Consider the following 21,535-nt stretch of genomic DNA (forward strand, 5'->3'; position numbering starts at 1 on the left):
GCGCGGCCGGCGTCACTCCTGCTCGCGAATTTCGGCGGGGCCTTTGCCGGTCCAGCGCTTCAGCGCCCGGCGGAAATTGGCGGTGTCGGTGAAGCCGACCAGCATGGCGACATCGTCCGTGCTCAGTTTCGTCGTCTTCAGATACTCGGTCGCGAGCGAGCACCGCACATCGTCGACGATGGCGACGAACGACGTGCCTTCCGACTCGAGCCGTCGACGCAGCGTGCGGCTCGTCATCTTCAACGCGCTAGCGACGGTCTCCATGCCGGGAAACTCGCCCGGCTTGCGCATGAGAACCTGATAGACCTCGCCGGAAACACCGGTCGATGTCTTCGCCTGTCCGATGAGCCTGTCGCACGTCTCCTGCAGAAGCGCGGCGGAGTGCCTGTCCGCGAGATGAGGCTTGAGTTCGAGTATCGCGCCGTCGTAGATGAGCTGACATTCGTCGGCGTCGAACTCGCATGGGCAGCCGAGATACTCCGGATAGATGGAGGCGTGCGGCGGCGCGGGATACGAGAAGCGCGCGAGCATCGGCGGACAGCTTCTGCCCGCGACATCCTGCAAGTGCGTCACATGCTGCGTGTACTGCTGTTCGAGCAGGAACTGCTGCACGTCATGCGGGAAGGGCGACGTGAACGCGTCGGGAAACGTCCATACCGACGTGTCCGGATGTTCGTGCCATTCGATGGTGATGGTCGGCGTCGCGAGCCGATGGTATTTGACGCCGAGCCGAAAGTAATCGCGCAGCGACAGGCACGACATCAGCGCGTAGCCGTACATGCCATACGCGGCCAGATGCAGCCGCGCGCCCGTCTTGAACGGCGTTCGCGGATCGGCGGAAAGCGCGACGGCGTTGCTGCATACAGCGGCGTACTGCCGGACGGACGTCATCACCGAGGCATCATAGATCTCCTCGGGCGCAACGCCGCTTCCCTTCAGGCTGTCCGCCGGCGCAATGCCTTGCTCAGCGAGCACGTCCACCAGCGCGGCGATCTTGTAGGGCGCATAGATGCGCTCGTTCAACAGTGGCAGTCTCGACGACACAGCGCCTCCTCGTGTGTCCTGCGGGGACACCACCTTGTCCGAATATGACCTTTCGCAGCGCATCGTATCCCACTACTATCACCGTAACAAGACGAGTCCGCATTGCGAATGCGCGACTCGCGAATCCATCGGAGACAGCCATGCAACGCCAACTTCACGTCAGTTCGTCGCCGCCGGCTTAAGCCGGCGCACGGTCGTTTCCCGTTCCGCCCTACGTTTTCCAACGGCGTCCTCCCGCGCTTGCCTCGTTCAGGCGCGCCGGGGCATTGCCGAAGCTCGCCCATCGAGCGCGTTTTCGAAGGACATTCAATGAGCAATCCGAGCAGCAAAGTCATCATCACCTGCGCCGTGACCGGTTCGGCGCATGTGCCGTCGATGTCGGAATATCTGCCTATCACGCCCGATGACATCAAGCATCAGGCGCTCGAAGCCGCCGAGGCCGGGGCCGCGATTCTTCATCTGCATGCGCGCAATCCGGAAGACGGCCGCCCGACGCCATCGCCCGAAATATTCCGGCGATTCGTGCCCGCGATCGCCGCGCAAACCGACGCCGTCATCAACATTTCGACGGGCGGCAGCACGCGCATGACGCTCGACGAGCGCCTCGCTTACGCACGCGTGGCGAAGCCGGAAATGTGCTCGCTGAACATGGGCTCGATGAATTTTTCGCTTCATCCCGTCGCGGCGAGGATGTCTTCGTGGCGCTTCGACTGGGAGAAGGATTATGTCGAAGGCATGGAGGACATGATCTTCCGCAACACGTTCCGCGACATCAAAAACATCCTCACCGAATTCCGCGACTATGGAACGCGCTTCGAATTCGAGTGCTATGACGTGGGGCATCTGTACAGCCTCGCGCATTTCATCGATATCGGGCTGATCAAGCCGCCATTCTTCATCCAATCCGTGTTCGGCATTCTCGGCGGAATCGGCCACGATCCCGAGAATCTTTCGATGATGCGCGCGACCGCCGACCGTCTTTTCGGACGCGAGAACTACCATCTTTCGATTCTCGGCGCCGGGCGTCATCAGATGTCACTGGTGACGATGGGCGCGATCATGGGCGGCAACGTGCGAGTCGGCCTCGAAGACAGCGTCTACCTGTCGCGAGGCGTGAAGGCGAAATCGAATGCCGAACAGGTCCGCAAGATTCGCCGCATTCTCGAAGAGTTGTCTTTCGACATCGCGACACCCGCCGATGCGCGAGCCATGCTCGGGCTCAAAGGGCGCGACAACGTTTCGCTCTGACTCGAAGAAGTCAAATCTGGAGACATCATGACTGCCGCTACTGTTGACCACAGCCTCGGAGAAACGCATTGGCTTGCGACTCGCAAGGCCATGGCAAGACTGCTTCCGCTGATGTGCGGAATCTACTTCCTGTCGTTCATCGATCGCACGAACGTGGCGCTCGCCAAGAGCGCTCTGGCTGCCGACCTCGGCATCAGCGCCGCGGCGTATGGACTCGGCGCCGGCATCTTCTTCATCGGCTATGCGCTGCTCGAAGTGCCGAGTAATCTGATCGCGCATCGCGTCGGGCCGCGCGCGTGGATCGCGCGAATCGCGGTGACGTGGGGCGCGCTTTCGACCGCGATGATGTTCGTTCAGGGCGAGTGGTCCTTCTACATATTGCGCGTGTTGCTGGGCGTCGCCGAAGCGGGATTGTTTCCCGCGCTGATGTACATGGTGACGCTCTGGTTCGCGCCCAAAGACCGCGCCGTTGCCGTCGGATGGATCTACACCGCGCCGTCGATCGCGCTCATCATCGGCAATCCGCTGGGCGCGGGTCTGATGCAGCTCGGCGGCATCGGCGGTCTTCACGGCTGGCAGTGGATGTTCCTGCTCGAAGGCTTGCCGACCATCGTGTTGGGCATCGTGCTGTTCTTCAAGCTTCCGAATCGTCCGTCCGAAGTGAAGTGGCTGTCCGCGCAGGAAGCGCAGGCGCTCGAAACGCACGCGGTCATCGACACGCACGGACACGCGGACCTCACCACGGCAGACTGGCTCGCCGCGCTCAAGCGCCCGACGACCGTGCTGATCGCGCTCATCTACTTCCTGAATCAGGTGGCGTTCGTCGGCCTGTATTTCTTCACGCCGTCGATCGTCGCGCAGATGCATGTGAGCTCGCCGATTCTCGTCGGCGTTCTGTCGAGCAGTGTCGGCATCGGCTTTCTGCTCGGCGTGCTGACCCTTCCGCGCATTCATCGCCGTGTGAGCAACGAATGCGGCTTTCTCGGCGTGCTGACCGCGGGCGTCGTCGTCAGTGCGTGTGCGTTCCTCGCCAGCCGGAATCAGGCAGTGCAGATTACGCTGCTCGGCATCACGGGCTTCTTTGCAGGCGGCATTCTGCCGTCGTACTGGGCCGTCGCGATGAAGCGGCTGCAAGGCGTGCAAGCGGCGGCCGGCCTCGCGTTCATCAACACGATCGGCTTGCTGGGCGGCTTCGTCGGACCTTATCTTTTCGGGCTCGCCGAAACGATGACCGGCAGAAGCGATGCGGGCTTCAACGTCGTCGTGGCTGCCTCGGTGCTGGGCTTGCTGCTGGTGCCGCTGCTCGCGAAATCGATTCACGCCGCGCAGCGTCCCGTCGCCGATGCTTCTCCCGCTCGCTGATGAACCGAACGAATGTCGATATCGAACATGAATACTTTTGAGCTTCTCAAACCGGTCCCGGGCTTGCGCGTACTCATCTCGGGCGCGGCTGCCGGCATCGGCGCTGCAATCGCGGACGCATTCGTGCATGCCGACGCGCAAGTCTATATCTGCGACGTGAACCAGCAGGCGGTCGATGGCGCCAAAGCGCGCAATCCGAAGCTGCATGCCGGTGTCGCCGATGTCGGCGCGCGCGAGCAAGTCGATAGCGTCATCGACGACGCGCGCTCGCGGCTCGGCGGGCTCGACCTGCTCATCAACAATGCGGGCATCGCGGGTCCCACTGCGGGGATCGAAGCCATCGATCCGGACGATTGGGAGCGAACCATCGCGACGAATCTCAACAGCCAATACTATTTTCTGCGCCGCGCGGTGCCGCTGCTCAAGGAGACGTCGGATCGCCCCGGCATCATCGCGATGTCGTCCGTCGCTGGCCGGCTGGGTTATGCGTACCGTACGCCGTATGCATCGACGAAATGGGCGATCGTCGGTCTCGTCAAGTCGTTGGCCGTCGAACTCGGGCCGAGCAATATCCGCGTCAACGCGATCCTGCCGGGCGTCGTCGAGGGCGAGCGCATGGACAAGGTGATCGCCGCGCGCGCCGAATCGGCGGGCGTCGGCTTCGATGAAATGAAAGCGCAGTACCTGAAGAAGATTTCGCTGCGCCGCATGGTCACGGTCGACGATATCGCAGCGATGACGCTGTTCCTGGCATCGCCGGCGGCGCGCAACATCTCGGGACAAGCCATCAGCGTCGACGGCAACGTCGAATATCTCTGACCATCCGAAAAGCGCAACCGAAGCGGGCGCCGGGCACGGCGGCGCCCGCCGTCACACTCACGCGTGCGCGCGTGCCAGCCATTCATCCAGACCGATGCCGCCGCGACGCGCTTCGCCGGTCGGCACGAGCGAGTCTTCGCTGATCGTGCCGCCGAAGTACGTCGCGTCCGGATCGACGACGATCTCGCGCACATCGCCCTTCGCCTTCAGATACCGGCCGATGATCCGATTGAGCGGCGCACGCTCCGGCCCCGCGATATCGACGATGCCGAGCAGCGGCGCGCCGAGCGCGACATCCGCGACGATCGCGGCGACATCGTCCGCGGCGATCGGCTGAAACTGTCCCGGCGACAGATGCACCTTGCCGTCCTGCATGCCGGCATCGGCGATGCCGCCGAGAAACTCGTAGAACTGCGTCGCGCGAACGATCGAATACGGCACGCCCGCTTCGGCGATCAGCTTCTCCTGCGCGGCCTTCGCGCGGAAATAGCCGTTGTCCGGCATGCGGTCCGTTCCGACGACCGACAACGCCACATGATGCTGCACGCCCGCCGCGGCCTCGGCCTTGCCGAGATTCGTCGCCGATGCGCGGAAGAAGGCCATGACGTCGTCCGGCGCCCACGAAGGCGCGTTCGTCAGATCGATCACCACTTGCGCATCGCGAAGCGCTTCATGCAATCCTTCGCCCGTTACGGCATTCACACCGCTGCGCGGCGAAGCGGCGACGGCCTCGTGACCCTTCGAACGCAGGATCGCGACCGTTTTCGCGCCGATCAAACCCGAACCTCCCATGACGACGATCTTCATGATGCACCTCGTGCTTAAAGTGAAAAGACAGTGAACGTGAAGTCATTGTGTGAGAATCATGGCTTAGCGAAAAGGGACAAGAATCGTCGATCGAACTAGTCCATGAGACATGTCATGCCATCAGCCGACCATGCGTTGAAGATAGCAATCGACCGGCATGAGGCCGCGCCGATTTACCTGCAGATTTGCGAGCGCTTCAAGACGGCCATTGCGGCGGGTCATCTGAAACCCGGCGACCGCGTGCCCGCGTTGCGCGGCCTCGCGACGCAACTGAACATTGCGCGCGGCACCGTCGAAACAGCCTATACCATTCTCGTCGACGAAGGCTATCTGCAGATGCGCGGCGCCGCGGGCACGTTCGTGTCGTCGTCGCTGCCCGAAGCCGCGACGCCGTCGGGCGCGCGCAAGGACCGCGAGCGCGGGAACGCGCCGCGCACGGCACGCGCAACGCGCGCCGAACCGGCGGCCGAGATCGGCCACGATGCGAAGCCGCTGCGTCCCGGTCTGCCCGCGCTCGATGCCTTTCCGCGCAAGGTATGGAGCCGTCTCGTCGCGCATCGCGCGCGCAGCGGCGATCTCGCCACGCTTGCCTATCCCGATCCCGCCGGATATCGGCCGTTGCGCGAACGCATCGCGACATATCTCGGCCTGTCGCGCGGCGTGGCGTGCGATCCGCAGCAGGTTTTCGTGACGAACGGTTATCGCGCGACGCTCGAACTCGTGCTGCGCGGTCTCGCGAAACCGGAGGATCGCGCGTGGTTCGAAGAGCCCGGCTATCTGCTCGCGCGTAACTTTCTTCTCGATGCCGGCATGCGGCTCGTGCCCGTGCCGACGGATGACGAAGGGCTCGACGTCGATGCCGGCATCGCGCTCGCGGCCGATGCGCGTTTCGCGTTCGTCACGCCAGCGCATCAGAGTCCGCTCGGCGTCACACTGTCGCTCGCGCGGCGCATGAAGCTGCTCGACTGGGCGAGCCGCGCGCAGGGCTGGATCGTCGAGGACGATTACGACAGCGAGTTCCGCTACGCGGGCCGCCCGTTGCCGGCGCTGAAGAGCCTGGATCGCGACGATCGCGTGATCTATTGCGGCACCTTCAGCAAGGTGCTTTTTCCGGGCCTGCGGCTCTCGTATGTGGTCGCGCCCGGCCGGGCCGTGGAGCGCTTCGGCCAGGTCACGGCGAGCATGAACGCGGGCTCGCCGTATCTTTACCAGGCGGCCGTGGCGGACTTCATCGCGCAGGGGCATTTCGCGCGGCATCTGAAGCGCATGCGCGCGCTGTATGCGCAACGGCGCGAGTGGCTTGCGACGGCGATACAGAAGGCGTTCGGAGATCGCGTGAGCATCGGGTTGCCGACGGGCGGCATGCATCTCGTCGCGATCTTCCGTGCGGATCGCGACGGTCCCGTCGACGATCTGGCGATGGCCGCCCGCGCGCGGGAGGCGGGTCTCGCGGTGCTCGCGCTGTCCGCGTGGTATCTCAACGGGCGAAGCAAGGAAACGTTGCGCGGTATCGTCGTCGGCTTCGCGAATGTCGCCGATGCCGGCGAAGCGGCGCGTCTCGCGCGCATGCTTCGCCGGGCGTATGACGGTTAGGGCGTGACGGTGTCGCCGTCGGATGCGAAGAGCGCGTGCCTCGCGATGTGCTCGCGCGCGAGATCGAGCGCCTGTGCGACGGCTTCGCTGCCGCGCACGAGGCCTTGGAGCGTCACGAAGCGCAGGTCCTGCAAGCCGATCGAACCGAGCGCGTAACGCAGGTACGGCGTAAGGAAGTCTCGCTGACGCGCAAGCTCACCGCCATGAAATCCGCCGGAACCGACGATCACGAACGTGGGCCGGTCGCGCATCAGACCGACCTTGCCTTCGGGCGTCGAAACGAACGTGCGGTGAATGCGCAGCACGTAGTCGATCCATAGCTTCAGCGCGGCGGGCACGGTGAAGTTGTGCATCGGCGTATTGATGATGAGCGTGTCGGTGGTTTCAATTTCGCGGATCAATTGTTCGGAGATGTCGAACTGCGCTTCGTCCGGATGGCGCGACGTGATGGCGCGCGCGTAGTCCTGCGTGAGCGGAGGCAGCGGCGTTGCGGCGAGATCGCGTTTCACGGTATCCACGCGCGCACGCTTGCGCAACGTATCGATCATTTCGAGCGCGAGCCGGTAGCCGTGACTCGCGTCGCCGTGCGGGCTCGCGTTGATGAAGAGCACTTTCATCGCGCGCGCTCCTCGCCGGGCACAGCTAGCGTCTGCACAAAATGCATGCCCTTGGCGAGCAGGGCGTTGCGGTAATAAAAGCGCTGTGCGAGCGCCATATGCAGGCCGGTGTCGAGCACGAAGTGGGCGCAGTGTTCGTCCCGTGCGATCCCGCGGACGGTGTCCAGCAAACGGGCACCGATGCCGCGGCCTTGCAGACGCGCCGTGACGACGAGATCGTCGACATAAACGAAGCGTCCGTACAGCGTGTTCGTCTGCGTTCGATACCCGGCGAGGCCGAGAATCGCGCCTTCGTCGTCACAGGCAGCCAGCAGCCGATAGCTTTCCTCGCGTTGACGGCGCAGTTGTGCGCAAAACGTATCGGGGTCCGTAAGGTGCGGCCGGAGTTCCTTCATTATGTCGAAGGCGCGCGTCCAGTCTTCGGGGGTATCGAGGTGTCGAAAAACGATCGATGTGTCCATGCGTGTTCTCCACAATGCATGACACATACATTACCGATGCGATGGCGCAGTCTGAAGGGCCAAGAAACGCGCTTCGGTAGGCCATGACGGCGTGCTCGATCGCGCGGGCGATGCTGCGCCGGATCGGAAACGTTCGCCGCTCGACAAGTGCTAGAACCTGCCCGCGCGATACGGAACTGGATCGGTGAAGCACGCTTCCCCGTTCATCAGCTCGCCGACAAGCCTGCCCGTCACCGGACCGAGCGTGAGGCCGTGATGCGCGTGCCCGAACGCGAACCAGAGCCCGCGATGGCGATCCGCCGGTCCGATCACCGGCCGCATGTCCGGCGTGCAGGGCCGAAGCCCGAGCCACGGCGACTCGTCGATGCGCGCCCCGAGGCCGAACACCGGTCGCGCGATCCGCTCCGCGCGTTCGAGTTGCACGGGGCTCGGCGGCCGGTCAGGGCTCGCGAGCTCGACGCCGGTAGTCAGACGCAAGCCGCGCCGCATCGGCGCGACCACGTAGCCGTTCTGGATATCGACCACCGGCCGCGATAGCGCGGCGCGTCCGTCGGGTGCGTAGTGCATGTGATAGCCGCGCTTGGCCATCAACGGGATGCGATATCCGAACCGGCGCACGAGGTCGCCGGACCATACGCCGAGCGCCACCACCGCCGCCTGCGCTTCGACCGGTCCGCTCGACGTCATGACGCGCCAGCCGCTGCCCGATGGTTCGAGCGTCGCGGCGTCGCCGCTCAGGAAGCGTCCGCCCTCGCGCTCGAACAGCGCCGCATAGCCCTTCGTCAGCGCGCCCGGATCGATGACGCTGCGCGGATCGGTCCAGTGCATCGCGCCCGCGTATCCGCCATCGAGCGATGCCTCCAGCCGATGCAGCGCCTCGGCATCGAGCACCTTCAAGCCGAGCCCGTGCTCGCGCGCGATCCGTTCGGCGGCGCTTGCTTCGCGCTCGAACTGCTCGCGCGAGCGATACGCTTCGAGCCAGCCGGTGGGCCGCACGAGATCGGCGAGACCCGCCCGCGCGATCAGCGCCTCATGCTCGGCCACGCTTCGCTGAATGAGCGGCAGCATGTCGCGCGCGGCGGCGGCCAGACGCGCGGGCGCCGATTCCCACCAGAACCGCGTGAGCCACGGCGCACACGCGGGCAGCGAGCGCAGGTCGTAGCGCAGCGCGGTCGAGCGATTCATCGCGAACTTGAGCACGGTGCCCCAGTCGCGCGGAAACGCATAAGGCACGACCGACGACGCCTCGATCAGGCCCGCATTGCCGAAGCTCGTCGCCTCGCCGGGCGCGCGGCGATCGACGAGCGTCACCTGCCATCCGCGCTGCCGCAGATGCAGCGCCACGCTCACTCCCACGATGCCCGCGCCGAGCACGATCACGTCCTGAGCCATTTTTTCCGATGCCTGATGAAGTGCCTATTTCGCAATGATGTCGCGTTTGAAGTACTTTTGCGACAAAGCGCTCAGTGTGCCGTCTTTCTTCAGCGAATCGAGCGCGGCGACGACCTTCGCCTTCAACGCCGCATCGTCCTTGCGCAAGCCGATGCCGGTGCCTTCGCCGAGCGTGGACGGGTCGGTGAGGGCGGCGCCCGCGAAATCGAAGTTCTTGCCCTCGGGTTTCGCGAGGAAACCGTCGATGGCGGTCTGCACTTCCTGCACCGCGCCGTCGAGCCGTCCGGCGCTCAGGTCCGCGAAGATCTGGTCCTGGCTCTGGTACGTCACGACCTGCACGCCTTCGCTCGCCCAGTGCTTGCGCACGTAATCCTCTTGCGTCGAGCCTTGCAGCACGCCCACGGACTTGCCCTTGAGGCTCGCGGGTGTCGGCTGCAGCTTCGCGTCGCGGCGCGCGACCATTTGGATCGGCATGACATAGACGGGCGGCGTGAAGTCGATCACCTGCCTGCGTTTGTCGGTGATGTTCATCGCCGAATTGATCGCGTCGAACTTGCGCGCCTGCAGCGCCGGAATCAGCCCGTCGAAGCTGTTCTCCACCCATACGCACTTCATCTTGATGCGCTGGCACACAGCGTTGCCGATGTCGATGTCGAAGCCTTCGAGCTGGCCCGCCGGCGTCTTGCTCTCGAACGGCGGATAGGAGGCCTCGACGCCGAATCGCAAGGTCTGCGACTCCGCGTGCGCCAGTCCAATTGTGAACGCGAGGCTCGCCGCGCCCGCGAAGCAGATCATCTTCCAGTTCATTGTCGTCACCAAGGTCGTTTGTGAACCCGCACCGTCTCTGTCTTGCGCCAGGCGCGCGGAGATGTCCGCGCGCCCAATCGAAATATAGACGAAAAATAAAATAAAAGTCTAGAATGGACAAAATAGTCTACGTCGAAGCAGTCACGAAGCAATCGCTCAACGGCCACGAACCGGAGGTTTTCGAATGATTTCCTTGCCCGAAGAAGCGCGCGAGGCCGCGCCCGGCGCGCAGATTCCTTTCATCGTTCACGAAGAGGAAGTGAGGCGGGCGCTGCCTTCGCTCGATATCCGCGGCGCGCTCGAAGACATGTTCGCCGCGCTCGGTGATGGCGAAGCCGTTCAGCCGCCGCAGACGCTCACGTTGTTTCCGCGCGATGCCGGCGATTTCATCACCTATCTCGGCGTTTTGGCGAAGCACGAGGTCTTCGGCGCGAAGCTCTCGCCCTACATCGCGCAGCCTGGCGCGCCGATCGTCACCGCCTGGACCGCGCTCATGTCGATGCGCACCGGCGCGCCGCTGATGTGGTGCGATTCCGCGCTCCTCACCACCGAGCGCACGGCGGGCACGACGGCGCTCGCGGTCGACCGGCTCGCGCGCGTATCGAGCGAGCGGCTCGCGGTCATCGGATCGGGAAGCGTCGCGCTCGCGCATCTGCGGCATGTCGCGCCGTTGCGCGGATGGTCGGAGATCCGCATCCATTCCCCGCGCCTCGCAAGCGATGGCGAGCGTGCGGACGCGCTGCGGGCGCTCGATGCGCGTGTGCGCGTCGCGGCGTCGGTTGACGAGTGCGTGCGCGATGCGGATGTCGTGATGCTGTGCACATCATCGGGCACGCCGGTGCTCGCGCTCGATGCGCTCACGAAGCCTGCGCTTATTACCTCCATCAGCACGAACGTCGCGCGCGCGCACGAGATCGACGCGGCCGCGCTGAACGCGCTCGATGTCTACTGCGACTATCGGCGGACGACGCCCGCGAGCGCCGGCGAAATGGTGATCGCGCGGGAGCGTCACGGCTGGTCGCCCGATGCGATTCGCGGCGATCTTGCAGAGCTTGCGCGCGGCGCGTGTCCCGTACCTTCGCATGAGCGCGCGGTGTTTTTCCGCTCGATCGGGCTCGGCCTCGAGGACATCGCGGTCGCGCACGCGCTGTATGTTCATCTCGCGAAGCAGCGCGCGGCGGCCTAGCGGTATCATCGCCATTCGCCGTTCCGAACTCATGCCGACTTCCATGCCCCGACGCAAGACGCCGAAGCCCGATGACGCCGCTCGCGAATCGCTGCTCGCGCGCTACGCGCACATCGCGGACAGCATCACGACGCTCTTCTTCCCCTATGCGGAAGTGGTGATCCACGATCTCTCCGACCAGACCATCGCGTACCTGTCGAACAATCTCTCGAAGCGCGAGATCGGCGACGACTCGGCGCTCGAAGATGTCGAGGAGACCGCGCGCGAGCGCCTCGTCGGTCCGTACGAAAAGCTCAACTGGGACGGACGCCGCATGCGCTGCGTGAGCACGGCGCTCTTCGACGACGCGGGCAATGCCGCGGGCGTGATGTGCATCAATTTCAACATCGCGGCGTTCGACGAGATGCGCTCGACGCTCGATCTCTTTTTGCGTGGCGCGGGCGTCGTCGCGCAGCCTGTCGAGCTTTTCAAGGACGACTGGCAGGAGCGCATCAACACCTTCCTGCATGGCTGGCTGCGCGAGCGGCAGATCGCGCTCAACTCGCTCACGCGCGATCATCGGCGTGAGCTCGTCGAGGCGCTGCACGCGCAGGGCGCATTCAAAGGCAAGAGCTCGGCGAACTATGTCGCCAAGGTGCTCGGAATGGGCCGCGCGACGGTTTACAAGCATCTGCGCGAGATGAAGGACGGCGGTTGAGGCGCTCTGCTGCATCCGCGGCAGCAGAGCGCCTAGTCCGTCTTCCTGATGTAACGCTGACCCCCGTCTGACTCATGCTAACGACGACGAGGACATCGTCAAATTTGCGGTCGGGCGTTTGGCGTGTTGCGCGCGCTGGGTGCCAGGATCCTGCCGATCTGCGAGGTGCGCGTGACGGAACTCTCGTCCGTGGTGTCGCTCGAGTTCTCCGTATCGGGGGCATTGCCGCGACGGCGGGACTCGACGCGCCCCTCTCGTCAAACGCGAATCACGATGCATCGCGGCCGCAGTCGCGAAGTATTCACGCTTCGTCCTCCGCAGAAGGACCGCGGTCTACCGCGTTCCAATTCATCGGATTGGCGGTGGTGAATCGAAAGCGTGCGCGTAGTTCCGGATGGGCAGCGCCAAGGTTCAGTACGGCCAAACCTCCCAACTGGTGTAGCAACTCGTCGGTGACCGGCGACTGGCTCTCATCGTCTGCACCGAGCGGAAGGTTCATTGCCGATCCTCGCGCGATTTCACGATCGATCGATCGCTGAACCTCGTCTTGGTTCACCATGCAGATCTGAATTTGCTGCGTATCGGGGTTATAAAAGACGATGCTCACGCGCGGTGGTTTTGCCATCAAAAGCCTCTACAGGTTTGGTAGTTGAAGAATGCGTCCGACGTGCACTTCGCATACGCCCGTAAGTCTTGCGTCATCGCACGAACAAACTGGCAGCGGTCCAGGTCATTCTCGTAAGCGCTGAAGCAATCGGCTTCATCAGCTTCGCTTACACCGCGGTGACCTGCGAGCTGGAGCGCACTGTCTAGGAACGACGAGTCGTCAGCATACTCAAAAGGGGCGTCGCCGGAGGGTGATGCGTTCCCATCGAACCCCAACGCAAGGGTGCCGCCTCCCCCCACGACCACCCCGAGCGCCTGTTGCGCGGCGCTGAGCCAATCGGTCCCGCCGTGGGACTCGCTGTTGCGGCTTCGAATTGCTGTGGCGATACGGCCGTCGGGCAACACGTCACCCGGGTTCGCTCTAAAAATTGCAGGCCCATCTTCGGCAGCTAGTTTGCCCCAGGTTCGAGGCGCGCGTTCGAAATAACTGCTTGACGAAGACGCACGAGCCCGACCAAAAAGTTGAGAGGGCGTCACCGTCGCGTGGCGGTGTCGCGGCGGCTGTTCCGCTGAACCCCCGCTGTATAAGCGCTCTCGTCGGGACGACACGACCACGATCCGCCCGCCTGCAACCGCGTCGCGCAACAGTCGCAAAAGTTCCGAGGGTGGCGCGTGATGAGGCACATAGATGCCTCCAATTCCGCTCAGCAGAAGGCGCACGTCATCGGCCTGCTTCCCCGAAAGATGCACCGACGACGCGTTTTCGATAGCGCGCCGTCCTTCTATATCGCTGACTGTCCGCGCTTCATTGCGCGAAAACATTAGGCAGTCGGTAAATCCAATTGACAAGCGACACGCCATAAACATCAATACGAAATCCGAAAGGATTCAGGATACGACCGCACCTGCCTTCGCGGCTTGGTCGGAACAGAATTCGACAACAAGAGCTGTTCGTCATCATCGTGCGCTAGGCGCCGATGTTCGAAACGAAACACGGTCATGCGTCAAACAAAAGCGTTAGATGGCAACTATTAGCGCAGCGGACTAACCCGACATTGAGACCTACTGCGCGTAAAAATATTGACTTGGCCCAACCTGAGCGCGCAAATCGAATGACGGCATGCCACCTGCGTGCCCCTTCGAGACGCCCACATCGGGTCCGTCGTGGGCGCTTGGCGTTTTCTGACGCGGACGACTTCCATACCAGTGCCGAACATTCGAATCGTGATAATCGCGACGAAGCGCCGAAAGTGGACGGCCTTTACAGATGGCAGAATACTTGCTTCCCAACGCGCTCACTTTGACTCGCCCGTAGACCGTCCATGCCGAGACCGTCGTTCTCAACTCAACTCTTCACGCTCTGGCTTCTGGTCGCCGTTCTGTGCGGGCTCTTGAGCGGTGCCGTATGGCTCACGCTTTCGTCGGCGCTTGGGGAACGCGTGGTCGTCGCGAAGGAGCAGGCTGCTGCAGCATGCGAGGCGGTGGCCTCGCGCTACGACATGTCCATGCAGCATCCCGACGAAACCAATGTCGATCTCATGCACGCGGTGCTCGATCTGGTTCTGATACGGACCGAGGGCATCGAAGGCGGGTTCTGGGCGAAAGAGCCGGCATCCGGCGCGCCGAACGGCTTCCTGGCCTATGCCTTTCCGACCTATGGCGGGAGCGGCATGAAACGAGACGTTCCCGAAGCGGAGACACCGCTTATCCTGCGCACGCTTCAGCACGCAGCCAGCATCGGACAGATGCGCGCCGATGTCGTTTCGAGCGGAACGGACGCCGTCATCGCGATCGCTTGCCCCGTGCCGCGCCAAGCGGGCCTGCTGGCCTGGACGCTCACGCGCGCGCGGCCGCCGCTCGGGCCATACGGACAGCGCGCAGCGGCCATCCTCGCCGGCGTGCTCTCGGTCATCGTCGTGCTCGCCGTGTTTCTGGCGCTGACGCTCAAGCGCTGGAAGCACAACCTGACCCGGCTTGAACGCGCGCTTGCGCCAGAGGGCGAATTCGAGCGCGGCGAACGGCTGGAACGGTTGGGCGAGCGTGATCTGGATCAGATCGTCGAAGCCCTCAACCGCTACGTCGCGCGTGCGGAGCAGCTCAAGCGGGACGCAGACGCACTGAACGCCCAGCTCGCACAGGCCGAACGGTTCAGCACGCTCGGCAAAATGGCGGCGCAAATCGCGCATGAAATTCGCAATCCGGCTGGCGCCATGCGTCTGAAGGCCGAGAACGCGCTGGCAGGCGATGCTGCGCGCCGCGAAGCAGCGTTGAGGTCGATCATCGAGCAGGTGGGCCGTATCGAGTCGCAGGTGACGAGCCTGCTCGCGCTGACGCAGCCCGTTTCGCTGCAGACGCGTGAGGTCAGCCTGCACGCATGGCTCGACGACATTATTCATACGCATGAGCCGGGCGCCGAACGCCGTGGCATCGCGCTCGGCAAAGATGTGGACGTCGAGCAAGACGCAGGCATGCCGATCTTCGATCCCGTGCAACTGGCGCGCGCGCTCGACAACCTCATCCTGAACGCGCTGAGGCACGCGCCGTCTGGCACGCAGGTAATGCTCCGCGCACGCGGCGTCGAGTCGGCGAAAGGGAAGCGGCTTCGGCTCATGGTCATCGATAATGGTCCCGGCGTCGGCGCGGCCGAGCGCGAACGGATCTTCGAGCCATTCGTGACGGGGCGGCCCGACGGGTCCGGCCTGGGCCTTGCCGTCGTGCGGGAGATCGCGTCGGCGCACGGCGGACGTGCTTATCTCGACGACGACTCGAACATGACGTGCTTCGTGATCGACTTGCCATGGCGACCATATTAATCACCGACGATGACGATGCCTTCCGCGAAGGACTCGTGGAAACCGTGCAAGACCTCGGCCACCGGGCGATCGAGGCGCGCTCCGGCGAAGAGGCACTGCATTGGCTGCGCGCGAACCCGGCGCCCGAGTGCATCTTTCTCGACTTCCGCTTGCCGGGCGCGGACGGTCTTGCGGTGCTCGAGTCACTGCGTGCGATCGCGAAGCTGCAAGCCGTGCCCGTCGTCATGCTGACGGCCCATGCCACGAGCGACAACACCATCGGCGCGATGCGGCTCGGCGCGTTCGAACATCTGACCAAGCCGGTCGGACGCGATGAGATCGTCGCGCTGCTGGAGCGGATACTATCGGCGCAGCGAAGCTCCCCCCTCACGCCCGCATTCAGCGACGACGTGACTTCTCGCGAGCCGCGACTGCTCGGCGTAAGCGAAGCCATGCGCGACGTGCAGAAGCGCCTGGGCCGCGCGGCGGGAACGAACTCGACCGTGCTGATCACCGGCGAGACCGGGACCGGCAAGGAAGTGGCCGCTCGCGTGCTCCATCGCGCCTCGGCGCGCGCGAACGGTCCCTTCGTCGCGGTGAACTGCGCGGCCATTCCCGAAGACCTGCTCGAAAGCGAACTCTTCGGGCACGCGCGAGGCGCGTTCACCGGCGCTCAGGGCGAGCGCAAAGGCCGGATCGAAGAGGCGCACGGCGGCACGCTGTTTCTCGACGAGATCGGCGACATGCCCCGTTCCATGCAGGCGAAACTGCTGCGCGCGCTACAGGAACGGCAAGTCACGCCGCTCGGAACGAACCGGACAATATCGGTCGATGTGCGCGTGATCGCGGCAACGCATCGCGATCTTGCCGCGATGGTCGAGGCGGGCACGTTTCGACAGGACCTGCTCTTTCGCCTCAACGTGATCCCGTTGCACATGCCGCCGCTACGGGAGCGTGTGGCCGACATCCTGCCGCTTGCCGAGCACTTTCTGGAAGCTGCATCGACCGAAGCGACGCGCAAGCATCTCTCCGCCGATGCCCAGCGCCTTCTGGCCACTTTCCTTTGGCCAGGGAACGTGCGCGAACTGGCCAACGCGATCGAGCGGGCGAGTGCGCTTGCGCCGGGGCAAGTGCTCACACGCGAAGATTTCGCGTTTCTCGTTGCGGCAAAAGACAAAACCGGCGAGGCAATTCCGCCAGCGTTGCTCGAGCTTCCGCTTACGGAAGCCGTTGCGCGGCTCGAACGCGCGCTGATTACTCACGCGCTGGCTGCGTCGGGTGGCAATCGCGCGGAGGCGGCAAGGAGGCTCGGCATCAGCCGTCAGTCGCTCTATACGCGGATGACGAGTCTCGGAATGTCCGATGCGTCGTCGTAGGGAAACGAGTGTCAACGAATCGGACAGGCGATGTCCGTTTCGTTGACACATCGACGATCTTCGTTCGCGCAAGACGTCGAAGTCTTCAGCATTCTTCGAATGGCATAGCACTTGCAGAACACTCCGCGCCACGCGAAAGGAGTGAAACATGCAATCGACCCAGCCAGCCAATCGGCGAATCGCCGTTCGCCTGCTCGGCGCGACGAGCCTTGCCGCCGCCCTCGTGATGAGCGCGAGTTGCGCAGCGCAAACGAGCGCTGTGACGGCGCCGCCGCCCCCGCCGCCGGTCTCCGCAGACGCGCCGCCGCCTCGGCCTCCGGGCCCGGCCCCGAGACCGATCTCCAACGCGGCCTCGATGACCACGACGCAAGCGACCGTAGCGCGCTTTCTGACGAATCCCGATGGCGACGTCGACGGCTTTCTCGCCAGCGACGGGACGCTCGTACGGTTCCCGCCGCACATGAGCGCGCAACTGACTTCGACGGTTCGCCAAGGCGACAGCGTGCAGTTGAGCGGCTGGCGCGATGAAGGCGGCAACTTCATCGCGCAACGCATCGCCGACACGCGAAGTGGACAGCAACTGATCGATCAGCCGCCGATGCCCGGCGCGCTACCACTTCCGCGGGAACTGCGCGGCGCCGGTCTCTCGCGCCTCAGTGCGCAGGGGCAGGTGGCGCACGTAACGACCGCGCCGCGTGGCGAGCCCGACGGCGTGATTCTCTCCGATGGCACGGTCATCAAACTCACGCCTCCGGTCGCACAGCAGTTCGGAAGCCTGGTTCGAACGGGAGCCACGGTTTCGGCGCGCGGCTATGGCACGCGCAATCAATACGGCACGGCGCTTCAGGCGACGTCGTTCGGTTCGCCGGGCAATCTCACGCAGATTTACGACCGTCCGCCGACAGCGCCCTGATCGGCGCAAGCCTGACCTACCCACTCACGCTCATTCAGGAGTAGCGACATGCATTGGATCGATCCCGCCAGCCTTCCCGAGACCCGCGGAAAGGTGACACGTTTTCTGCTCAATTCACACGGAGAAATCGACGGCCTCGTGCTCGGCTCGCGTCAGGTTCATTTTCCACCGCATCTATCGAAGGAACTCGCGCGGCATGTCGCGCCGGGCGATCAGATCCGCGTGCGCGGGATAAAGCCGCGAGACGCGGACATCATCGCCGCTGTCTCGCTGACATCGAAAAGCGGTGTGCTCATTCGCGACGAAGGTCCGCACGCTAACGGCGAAACGCATCAGAGACCGCATGTCGAGCGCAAGGCGATGGAAGCGTCGGGCGAGGTCCTGCTGTCGCTCTTCGGACCGAAAGGCGAATTGCGCGGCGCCTTGCTCCACGATGGCACCTCGTTGCGCATGCCACCGCACGCCGCGGCCGAGCTGGCCGATTACCTGAGTCCGGGCGCGCATGTCCACGCCTGGGGGCACGGCGTCAGGAACAGGCATGGTCGGACGATCGAGGTCGATGAAATCGCCCAGCTCGTCGACGCGCCCGAAAACGGTTGAGGGCGATCCCAAAGTCTCAAAGCGAAGCCCGCGCTCGGAACCGACCAAGGCCCAACGAAACGGACGTCATTGGTGAACCATGAATCCCTCATACGCGTTAGAAGGGCTGAACTTCTTCATGGCGGACGTGCAGGCGGGCATCGGGCCGTTTCTCGGCGTTTTCCTGCAGGCGCACGGCTGGCATGCGGATGCGATCGGAACCGTGATGACGTTGGGCGGCATCGCCGGCATGCTGGCCACGTCCCCGGCTGGCGCATTGGTCGATGCGACGCATCACAAGCGCGGCGTCATCGTCATCGCAGGCGTGATGACGACGCTTGCATCGCTCGTGCTATGGGTATCGCACAGCTACTGGATGGTCGCTGCATCGCAGATATTCACCGCGGTCACGGGCGCTGCGCTCGGTCCCGCCGTCGCCGGCATCACGCTGGGAATCGTGCGCGAGAAAGGATTCGACAGGCAGTTCGGCCGCAATCAGGTGGCCAATCACGCGGGAAACGTCGTGGGCGCCGCGCTGTCCGGCTGGCTCGGATGGCGCTATGGGTTCGGCGCGGTGTTCGTGCTCGCGGGCGTGTTCGGCGCGATGACGGTGATTTCGACGCTGCTCATCCGGCGCGATGCGATCGATCACGACAGCGCGCGCGGCTTGAGCAGTTCGTCCCCGACCGGGCATGAACAGGCGAGCGGATTTCGCGTGCTGCTGACGTGCCGGCCCATCTTGCTCCTCGCCGCCTCGCTGGCGATGTTCCATCTCGGCAACGCGGCGATGCTGCCGCTTTACGGGCTCGCGGTCGTGGCGGCGCATCAGGGCGATCCGAGTGCGTTCACTGCGCAGACCATCGTGATTGCGCAACTCGTGATGGTCGTCGCGGCGGTCTTCGCGAACCGCCTCATCCAGCGAATCGGCTACTGGGGTGTGATCCTGATCACGTTTCTCGCGCTGCCGGCGCGCGGACTCGTGGCGGGAATGTTTATCGCGGCATGGGGCGTGTGGCCCGTGCAGGCACTCGACGGAATCGGCGCGGGTCTGCAAAGCGTCGCGGTCCCCGCGTTGGTCGTGCGCTTGCTGCGGGGAACCGGACGGGTGAACGTGGGGCAGGGCGTCGTGATGACCGTGCAGGGCATGGGCGCTGCGCTTAGCCCGGCACTGGGCGGCGTGCTCGCGCAGCATTTCGGTTATGCAACGGCGTTCTTCGTGCTGGGAGGCGTATCGACAGGCTCGCTCGCACTCTGGCTCATCTTCGGCGCTTCGCTCAAAAAGGCGTGCGGGATTCACCGCGACGTCGCGCAAGATTCCTCTCTGGCGACATGAATCCGCTTTTCCTTTGCCGGGCCTTGCGCTCGCTGCAGACTGCGCGTTGACAAATCCGATCGATCAACCAGGCGCGGCTTGAGGATGCCGACCGTCGAGCCACGCGCGCCATCCGCCGAACGCCGATATGTCTTCGGCGGATTGCACCGCGTACGGCTCGCAGATGAAACCGGCCGTCCACGAACCGTCCGACAGCTCGACCTTGCCCAGCCCGAGCGGAGAAGGAATCGTCGCGAGGAACGATCCGAATTCCGCGCTCGGCATCTCCCAGACCTCCACGGCGATGCCGACGCCATCGTCCGCGACGCGCCACATGCCTGGCCTGCGCGTGCCGTCGGCCGATGCGGGCAACGCGCATAGCCGATAGCAAGGCGCGGTGCGCGTCGCCCGCACGAGACGCGCGCCGCGCGCGACGAGATCGCGATTGAGCGGCAAGCCCTGCATGTGCGCGCCGCATACCGCGACCGTCATGCGATCGTTGGCCGCCGCGCCGTGCGGACTCGCATCGACTTCGCCTCCCCCGACGCAGCGCATGCCGCTTCTGCGCTGAAGCAGATCGGCGACGCCGAGCAGATATTGATCCGTGAACGCGCGGCCGAAGACGGTCACGCCCCACGGCAATCCGTTCTCCATGAAGCCGGCGGGCGCGGCCACCGCCGCATAGTCCAGCAGGTTCATGAAGTTCGTGTAGTAGCCGAGCAGCGAATTCGGGCCGATGGGATCGCGCTCCAGTTCAGCGAGCGTCACCGGGCGCGGATACGTCGGCGTGAGCACGAAGTCGAGCGTATCGAGCGATGCATCGCATAGCGCCTTCAGATCCTGAAGCCGATACTGCGCGCGAAACAGCTCCACGGCAGTCGCGCCCGGCGCTTTCGCCAGCACATCGCGAATGACGGGCAGCACGGCATCCGGCTGCGTCGTCATCAACTCGCCCGTCACGCTATAGCGCTCGGCAACCCACGGTCCCTGATACAGCAATTGCGCCGCCTCGACGAACGGCTGAAAGTCGATCTCGACCGCTTCGCCGCCCGCTGCTTCGAGTAGCGCACGCGTTTGCGCGAACAATGCGGGGCTTTCGCTGCAGCCCGCGAACTCCAGTTGCGCGGGCACGCCGAAACGGAACGCGTGCGGCGTGCCGAACGCACGCGCCGCGTTCCATTGCGGATTGCGTCGGCTGTATGCGTCGCGCGGATCGTGCCGCGCGGTCAGCGCGAGCAGTTCGCTGGCTTCGGCGGCGGTTGCCGTGAAGAACGTCACGCAGTCGAGCGTGCGGCATGCCGGCACGACGCCCGCGGTCGAGAGCAATCCTTTCGTCGGTTTGAGGCCGACGAGATTGTTCAGCGCGGCAGGCACGCGTCCCGATCCGGCCGTGTCGGTGCCGAGCGCGAAGCTCGCGACGCCGAGCGCGACCGCAAGCGACGACCCCGCGCTCGATCCGCCCGACGGATACCCGGGATGCACGCTGTTGCGGCACTTGCCATACGGCGAGCGCGTGCCGTTGAGACCGGTCGCGAACTGGTCGAGATTGGTCTTGCCGAGCGGAATCGCGCCGAGCGCGATCAACTGGCCGACGAGCGTCGCGGATTCATCGGGCGTGTAAGCGAACGCGGGACAGCCCGCCGTCGTTTCGATGCCCGCGAGGTCGATGTTGTCCTTGATCGCGAACGGAATGCCGTAGAGCGGCAAACTGTCCGGATCGTGGCCTTCGAGCCGATCGACGAAAGGCGCGATCTCTTCTTCCGTCAGCAGATGGATGAAGAGATTGAACTCGGGATTGAGCGCGGCGGCTTTGTCGCGCAACCGGGCGATGAGCTTGCGCGGCGTGAGCGAGCCTTCGCGATATTCGCGGCGCAGCGTGGAGAGACGCAGATCGAATGTCGACATGGTTTTCCGTTGGATAGAT

The 21,535-nt window shown here is 64.4% G+C and carries 19 protein-coding genes; 11 read left to right on the forward strand and 8 right to left on the reverse strand.

Translation table 11 applies throughout. The features are described from left to right. Nucleotides 1–12 precede the first annotated feature (12 nt). On the reverse strand, nucleotides 13–1,044 hold the full coding sequence (locus NCS67_RS29220; protein ID WP_175980168.1) for an AraC family transcriptional regulator: 1,032 nt from the start codon (nucleotides 1,042–1,044) through the stop codon (nucleotides 13–15). 309 nt (nucleotides 1,045–1,353) lie between these two features. Here NCS67_RS29220 and kce point away from each other — a divergent pair, with 309 nt between their 5' ends. The 3 genes from kce to NCS67_RS29235 are packed head-to-tail and all read left to right on the forward strand — an operon-like array spanning nucleotide 1,354 to nucleotide 4,473. Beyond that, on the forward strand, nucleotides 1,354–2,292 hold the full coding sequence (gene kce / locus NCS67_RS29225) for a 3,5-dioxohexanoate:acetyl-CoA acetone transferase (RefSeq protein ID WP_008346539.1): 939 nt from the start codon (nucleotides 1,354–1,356) through the stop codon (nucleotides 2,290–2,292). A 27-nt stretch (nucleotides 2,293–2,319) separates the two neighbouring features. Beyond that, nucleotides 2,320–3,654, forward strand: coding sequence for an MFS transporter (locus NCS67_RS29230; protein WP_033536003.1), 1,335 nt, complete (start codon nucleotides 2,320–2,322; stop codon nucleotides 3,652–3,654). Nucleotides 3,655–3,681: 27 nt separating this feature from the next. Beyond that, nucleotides 3,682–4,473, forward strand: coding sequence for an SDR family oxidoreductase (locus NCS67_RS29235; RefSeq protein WP_250437648.1), 792 nt, complete (start codon nucleotides 3,682–3,684; stop codon nucleotides 4,471–4,473). Nucleotides 4,474–4,530: 57 nt separating this feature from the next. Here the strand turns inward: NCS67_RS29235 and NCS67_RS29240 are convergent, their stop codons facing one another. Next, nucleotides 4,531–5,280 (reverse strand): SDR family oxidoreductase, encoded by a 750-nt coding sequence (locus NCS67_RS29240; protein ID WP_008346543.1) that lies wholly within the window; start codon nucleotides 5,278–5,280, stop codon nucleotides 4,531–4,533. Nucleotides 5,281–5,394: 114 nt separating this feature from the next. On the opposite strand from NCS67_RS29240, the gene pdxR reads away from it, so the two are divergent. Next, nucleotides 5,395–6,873, forward strand: coding sequence for a MocR-like pyridoxine biosynthesis transcription factor PdxR (pdxR, locus tag NCS67_RS29245; RefSeq protein WP_008346545.1), 1,479 nt, complete (start codon nucleotides 5,395–5,397; stop codon nucleotides 6,871–6,873). Here pdxR and NCS67_RS29250 read toward each other — a convergent pair. The 4 genes from NCS67_RS29250 to NCS67_RS29265 all read right to left on the reverse strand — a co-directional run bounded on the left by NCS67_RS29250 (nucleotide 6,870) and on the right by NCS67_RS29265 (nucleotide 10,150). Beyond that, the gene (locus tag NCS67_RS29250; protein ID WP_008346547.1) at nucleotides 6,870–7,490 is read right to left on the reverse strand and encodes an FMN-dependent NADH-azoreductase; all 621 of its coding nucleotides are present in this window, start codon (nucleotides 7,488–7,490) and stop codon (nucleotides 6,870–6,872) included. The two genes, pdxR and NCS67_RS29250, sit on opposite strands and share 4 nt — an antisense overlap. Then, entirely contained in the window at nucleotides 7,487–7,951 is a 465-nt protein-coding gene (locus NCS67_RS29255) for a GNAT family N-acetyltransferase (protein ID WP_250437649.1), read from the reverse strand. The genes NCS67_RS29250 and NCS67_RS29255 overlap by 4 nt, the downstream gene beginning before the upstream one ends. A 150-nt stretch (nucleotides 7,952–8,101) precedes the next feature. After that, a complete protein-coding gene (locus NCS67_RS29260; protein WP_250437650.1) occupies nucleotides 8,102–9,343 on the reverse strand; it encodes an NAD(P)/FAD-dependent oxidoreductase in 1,242 nt (413 codons plus the stop codon). 24 nt (nucleotides 9,344–9,367) lie between these two features. Then, complete coding sequence (locus tag NCS67_RS29265; protein ID WP_008346553.1) at nucleotides 9,368–10,150, reverse strand: ABC transporter substrate-binding protein; 783 nt, start codon at nucleotides 10,148–10,150, stop codon at nucleotides 9,368–9,370. 184 nt (nucleotides 10,151–10,334) lie between these two features. On the opposite strand from NCS67_RS29265, the gene NCS67_RS29270 reads away from it, so the two are divergent. Further along, nucleotides 10,335–11,336 carry an ornithine cyclodeaminase family protein gene (locus tag NCS67_RS29270; RefSeq protein ID WP_250437651.1) on the forward strand — a complete coding sequence of 334 codons (1,002 nt, stop codon included), beginning with the start codon at nucleotides 10,335–10,337 and terminating at the stop codon, nucleotides 11,334–11,336. Between the two features lie 43 nt (nucleotides 11,337–11,379). Next, a complete protein-coding gene (locus NCS67_RS29275) occupies nucleotides 11,380–12,033 on the forward strand; it encodes a helix-turn-helix transcriptional regulator (RefSeq protein WP_033536029.1) in 654 nt (217 codons plus the stop codon). Between the two features lie 301 nt (nucleotides 12,034–12,334). Here the strand turns inward: NCS67_RS29275 and NCS67_RS29280 are convergent, their stop codons facing one another. Continuing rightward, complete coding sequence (locus NCS67_RS29280) at nucleotides 12,335–12,658, reverse strand: hypothetical protein (protein WP_175980163.1); 324 nt, start codon at nucleotides 12,656–12,658, stop codon at nucleotides 12,335–12,337. Nucleotides 12,659–13,961: 1,303 nt separating this feature from the next. Here NCS67_RS29280 and NCS67_RS29285 point away from each other — a divergent pair. The 5 genes from NCS67_RS29285 (at nucleotide 13,962) to NCS67_RS29305 (ending at nucleotide 19,632) form a co-directional block, all read left to right on the forward strand. Beyond that, nucleotides 13,962–15,452: a sensor histidine kinase gene (locus NCS67_RS29285; protein ID WP_250437652.1), complete on the forward strand. Its 1,491-nt coding sequence runs from the start codon at nucleotides 13,962–13,964 to the stop codon at nucleotides 15,450–15,452. Beyond that, complete coding sequence (locus NCS67_RS29290; protein ID WP_250437653.1) at nucleotides 15,437–16,807, forward strand: sigma-54-dependent transcriptional regulator; 1,371 nt, start codon at nucleotides 15,437–15,439, stop codon at nucleotides 16,805–16,807. Before NCS67_RS29285 ends, NCS67_RS29290 begins: the two co-directional genes overlap by 16 nt. Nucleotides 16,808–16,955: 148 nt before the next feature. Then, a complete protein-coding gene (locus NCS67_RS29295; RefSeq protein WP_250437654.1) occupies nucleotides 16,956–17,720 on the forward strand; it encodes a hypothetical protein in 765 nt (254 codons plus the stop codon). 48 nt (nucleotides 17,721–17,768) lie between these two features. After that, nucleotides 17,769–18,320, forward strand: coding sequence for a hypothetical protein (locus tag NCS67_RS29300; RefSeq protein WP_250437655.1), 552 nt, complete (start codon nucleotides 17,769–17,771; stop codon nucleotides 18,318–18,320). A gap of 79 nt (nucleotides 18,321–18,399) precedes the next feature. Continuing rightward, a complete protein-coding gene (locus NCS67_RS29305; protein WP_250437656.1) occupies nucleotides 18,400–19,632 on the forward strand; it encodes an MFS transporter in 1,233 nt (410 codons plus the stop codon). A gap of 63 nt (nucleotides 19,633–19,695) precedes the next feature. On the opposite strand, the gene atzF is transcribed toward NCS67_RS29305, so the two are convergent. Further along, the gene (gene atzF, locus NCS67_RS29310; RefSeq protein ID WP_250437657.1) at nucleotides 19,696–21,516 is read right to left on the reverse strand and encodes an allophanate hydrolase; all 1,821 of its coding nucleotides are present in this window, start codon (nucleotides 21,514–21,516) and stop codon (nucleotides 19,696–19,698) included. Nucleotides 21,517–21,535 lie beyond the last annotated feature (19 nt).

The sequence above is a fragment of the Caballeronia sp. ATUFL_F2_KS9A genome (assembly GCF_023630765.1).
In the GTDB taxonomy this organism is placed as follows: domain Bacteria; phylum Pseudomonadota; class Gammaproteobacteria; order Burkholderiales; family Burkholderiaceae; genus Caballeronia; species Caballeronia zhejiangensis.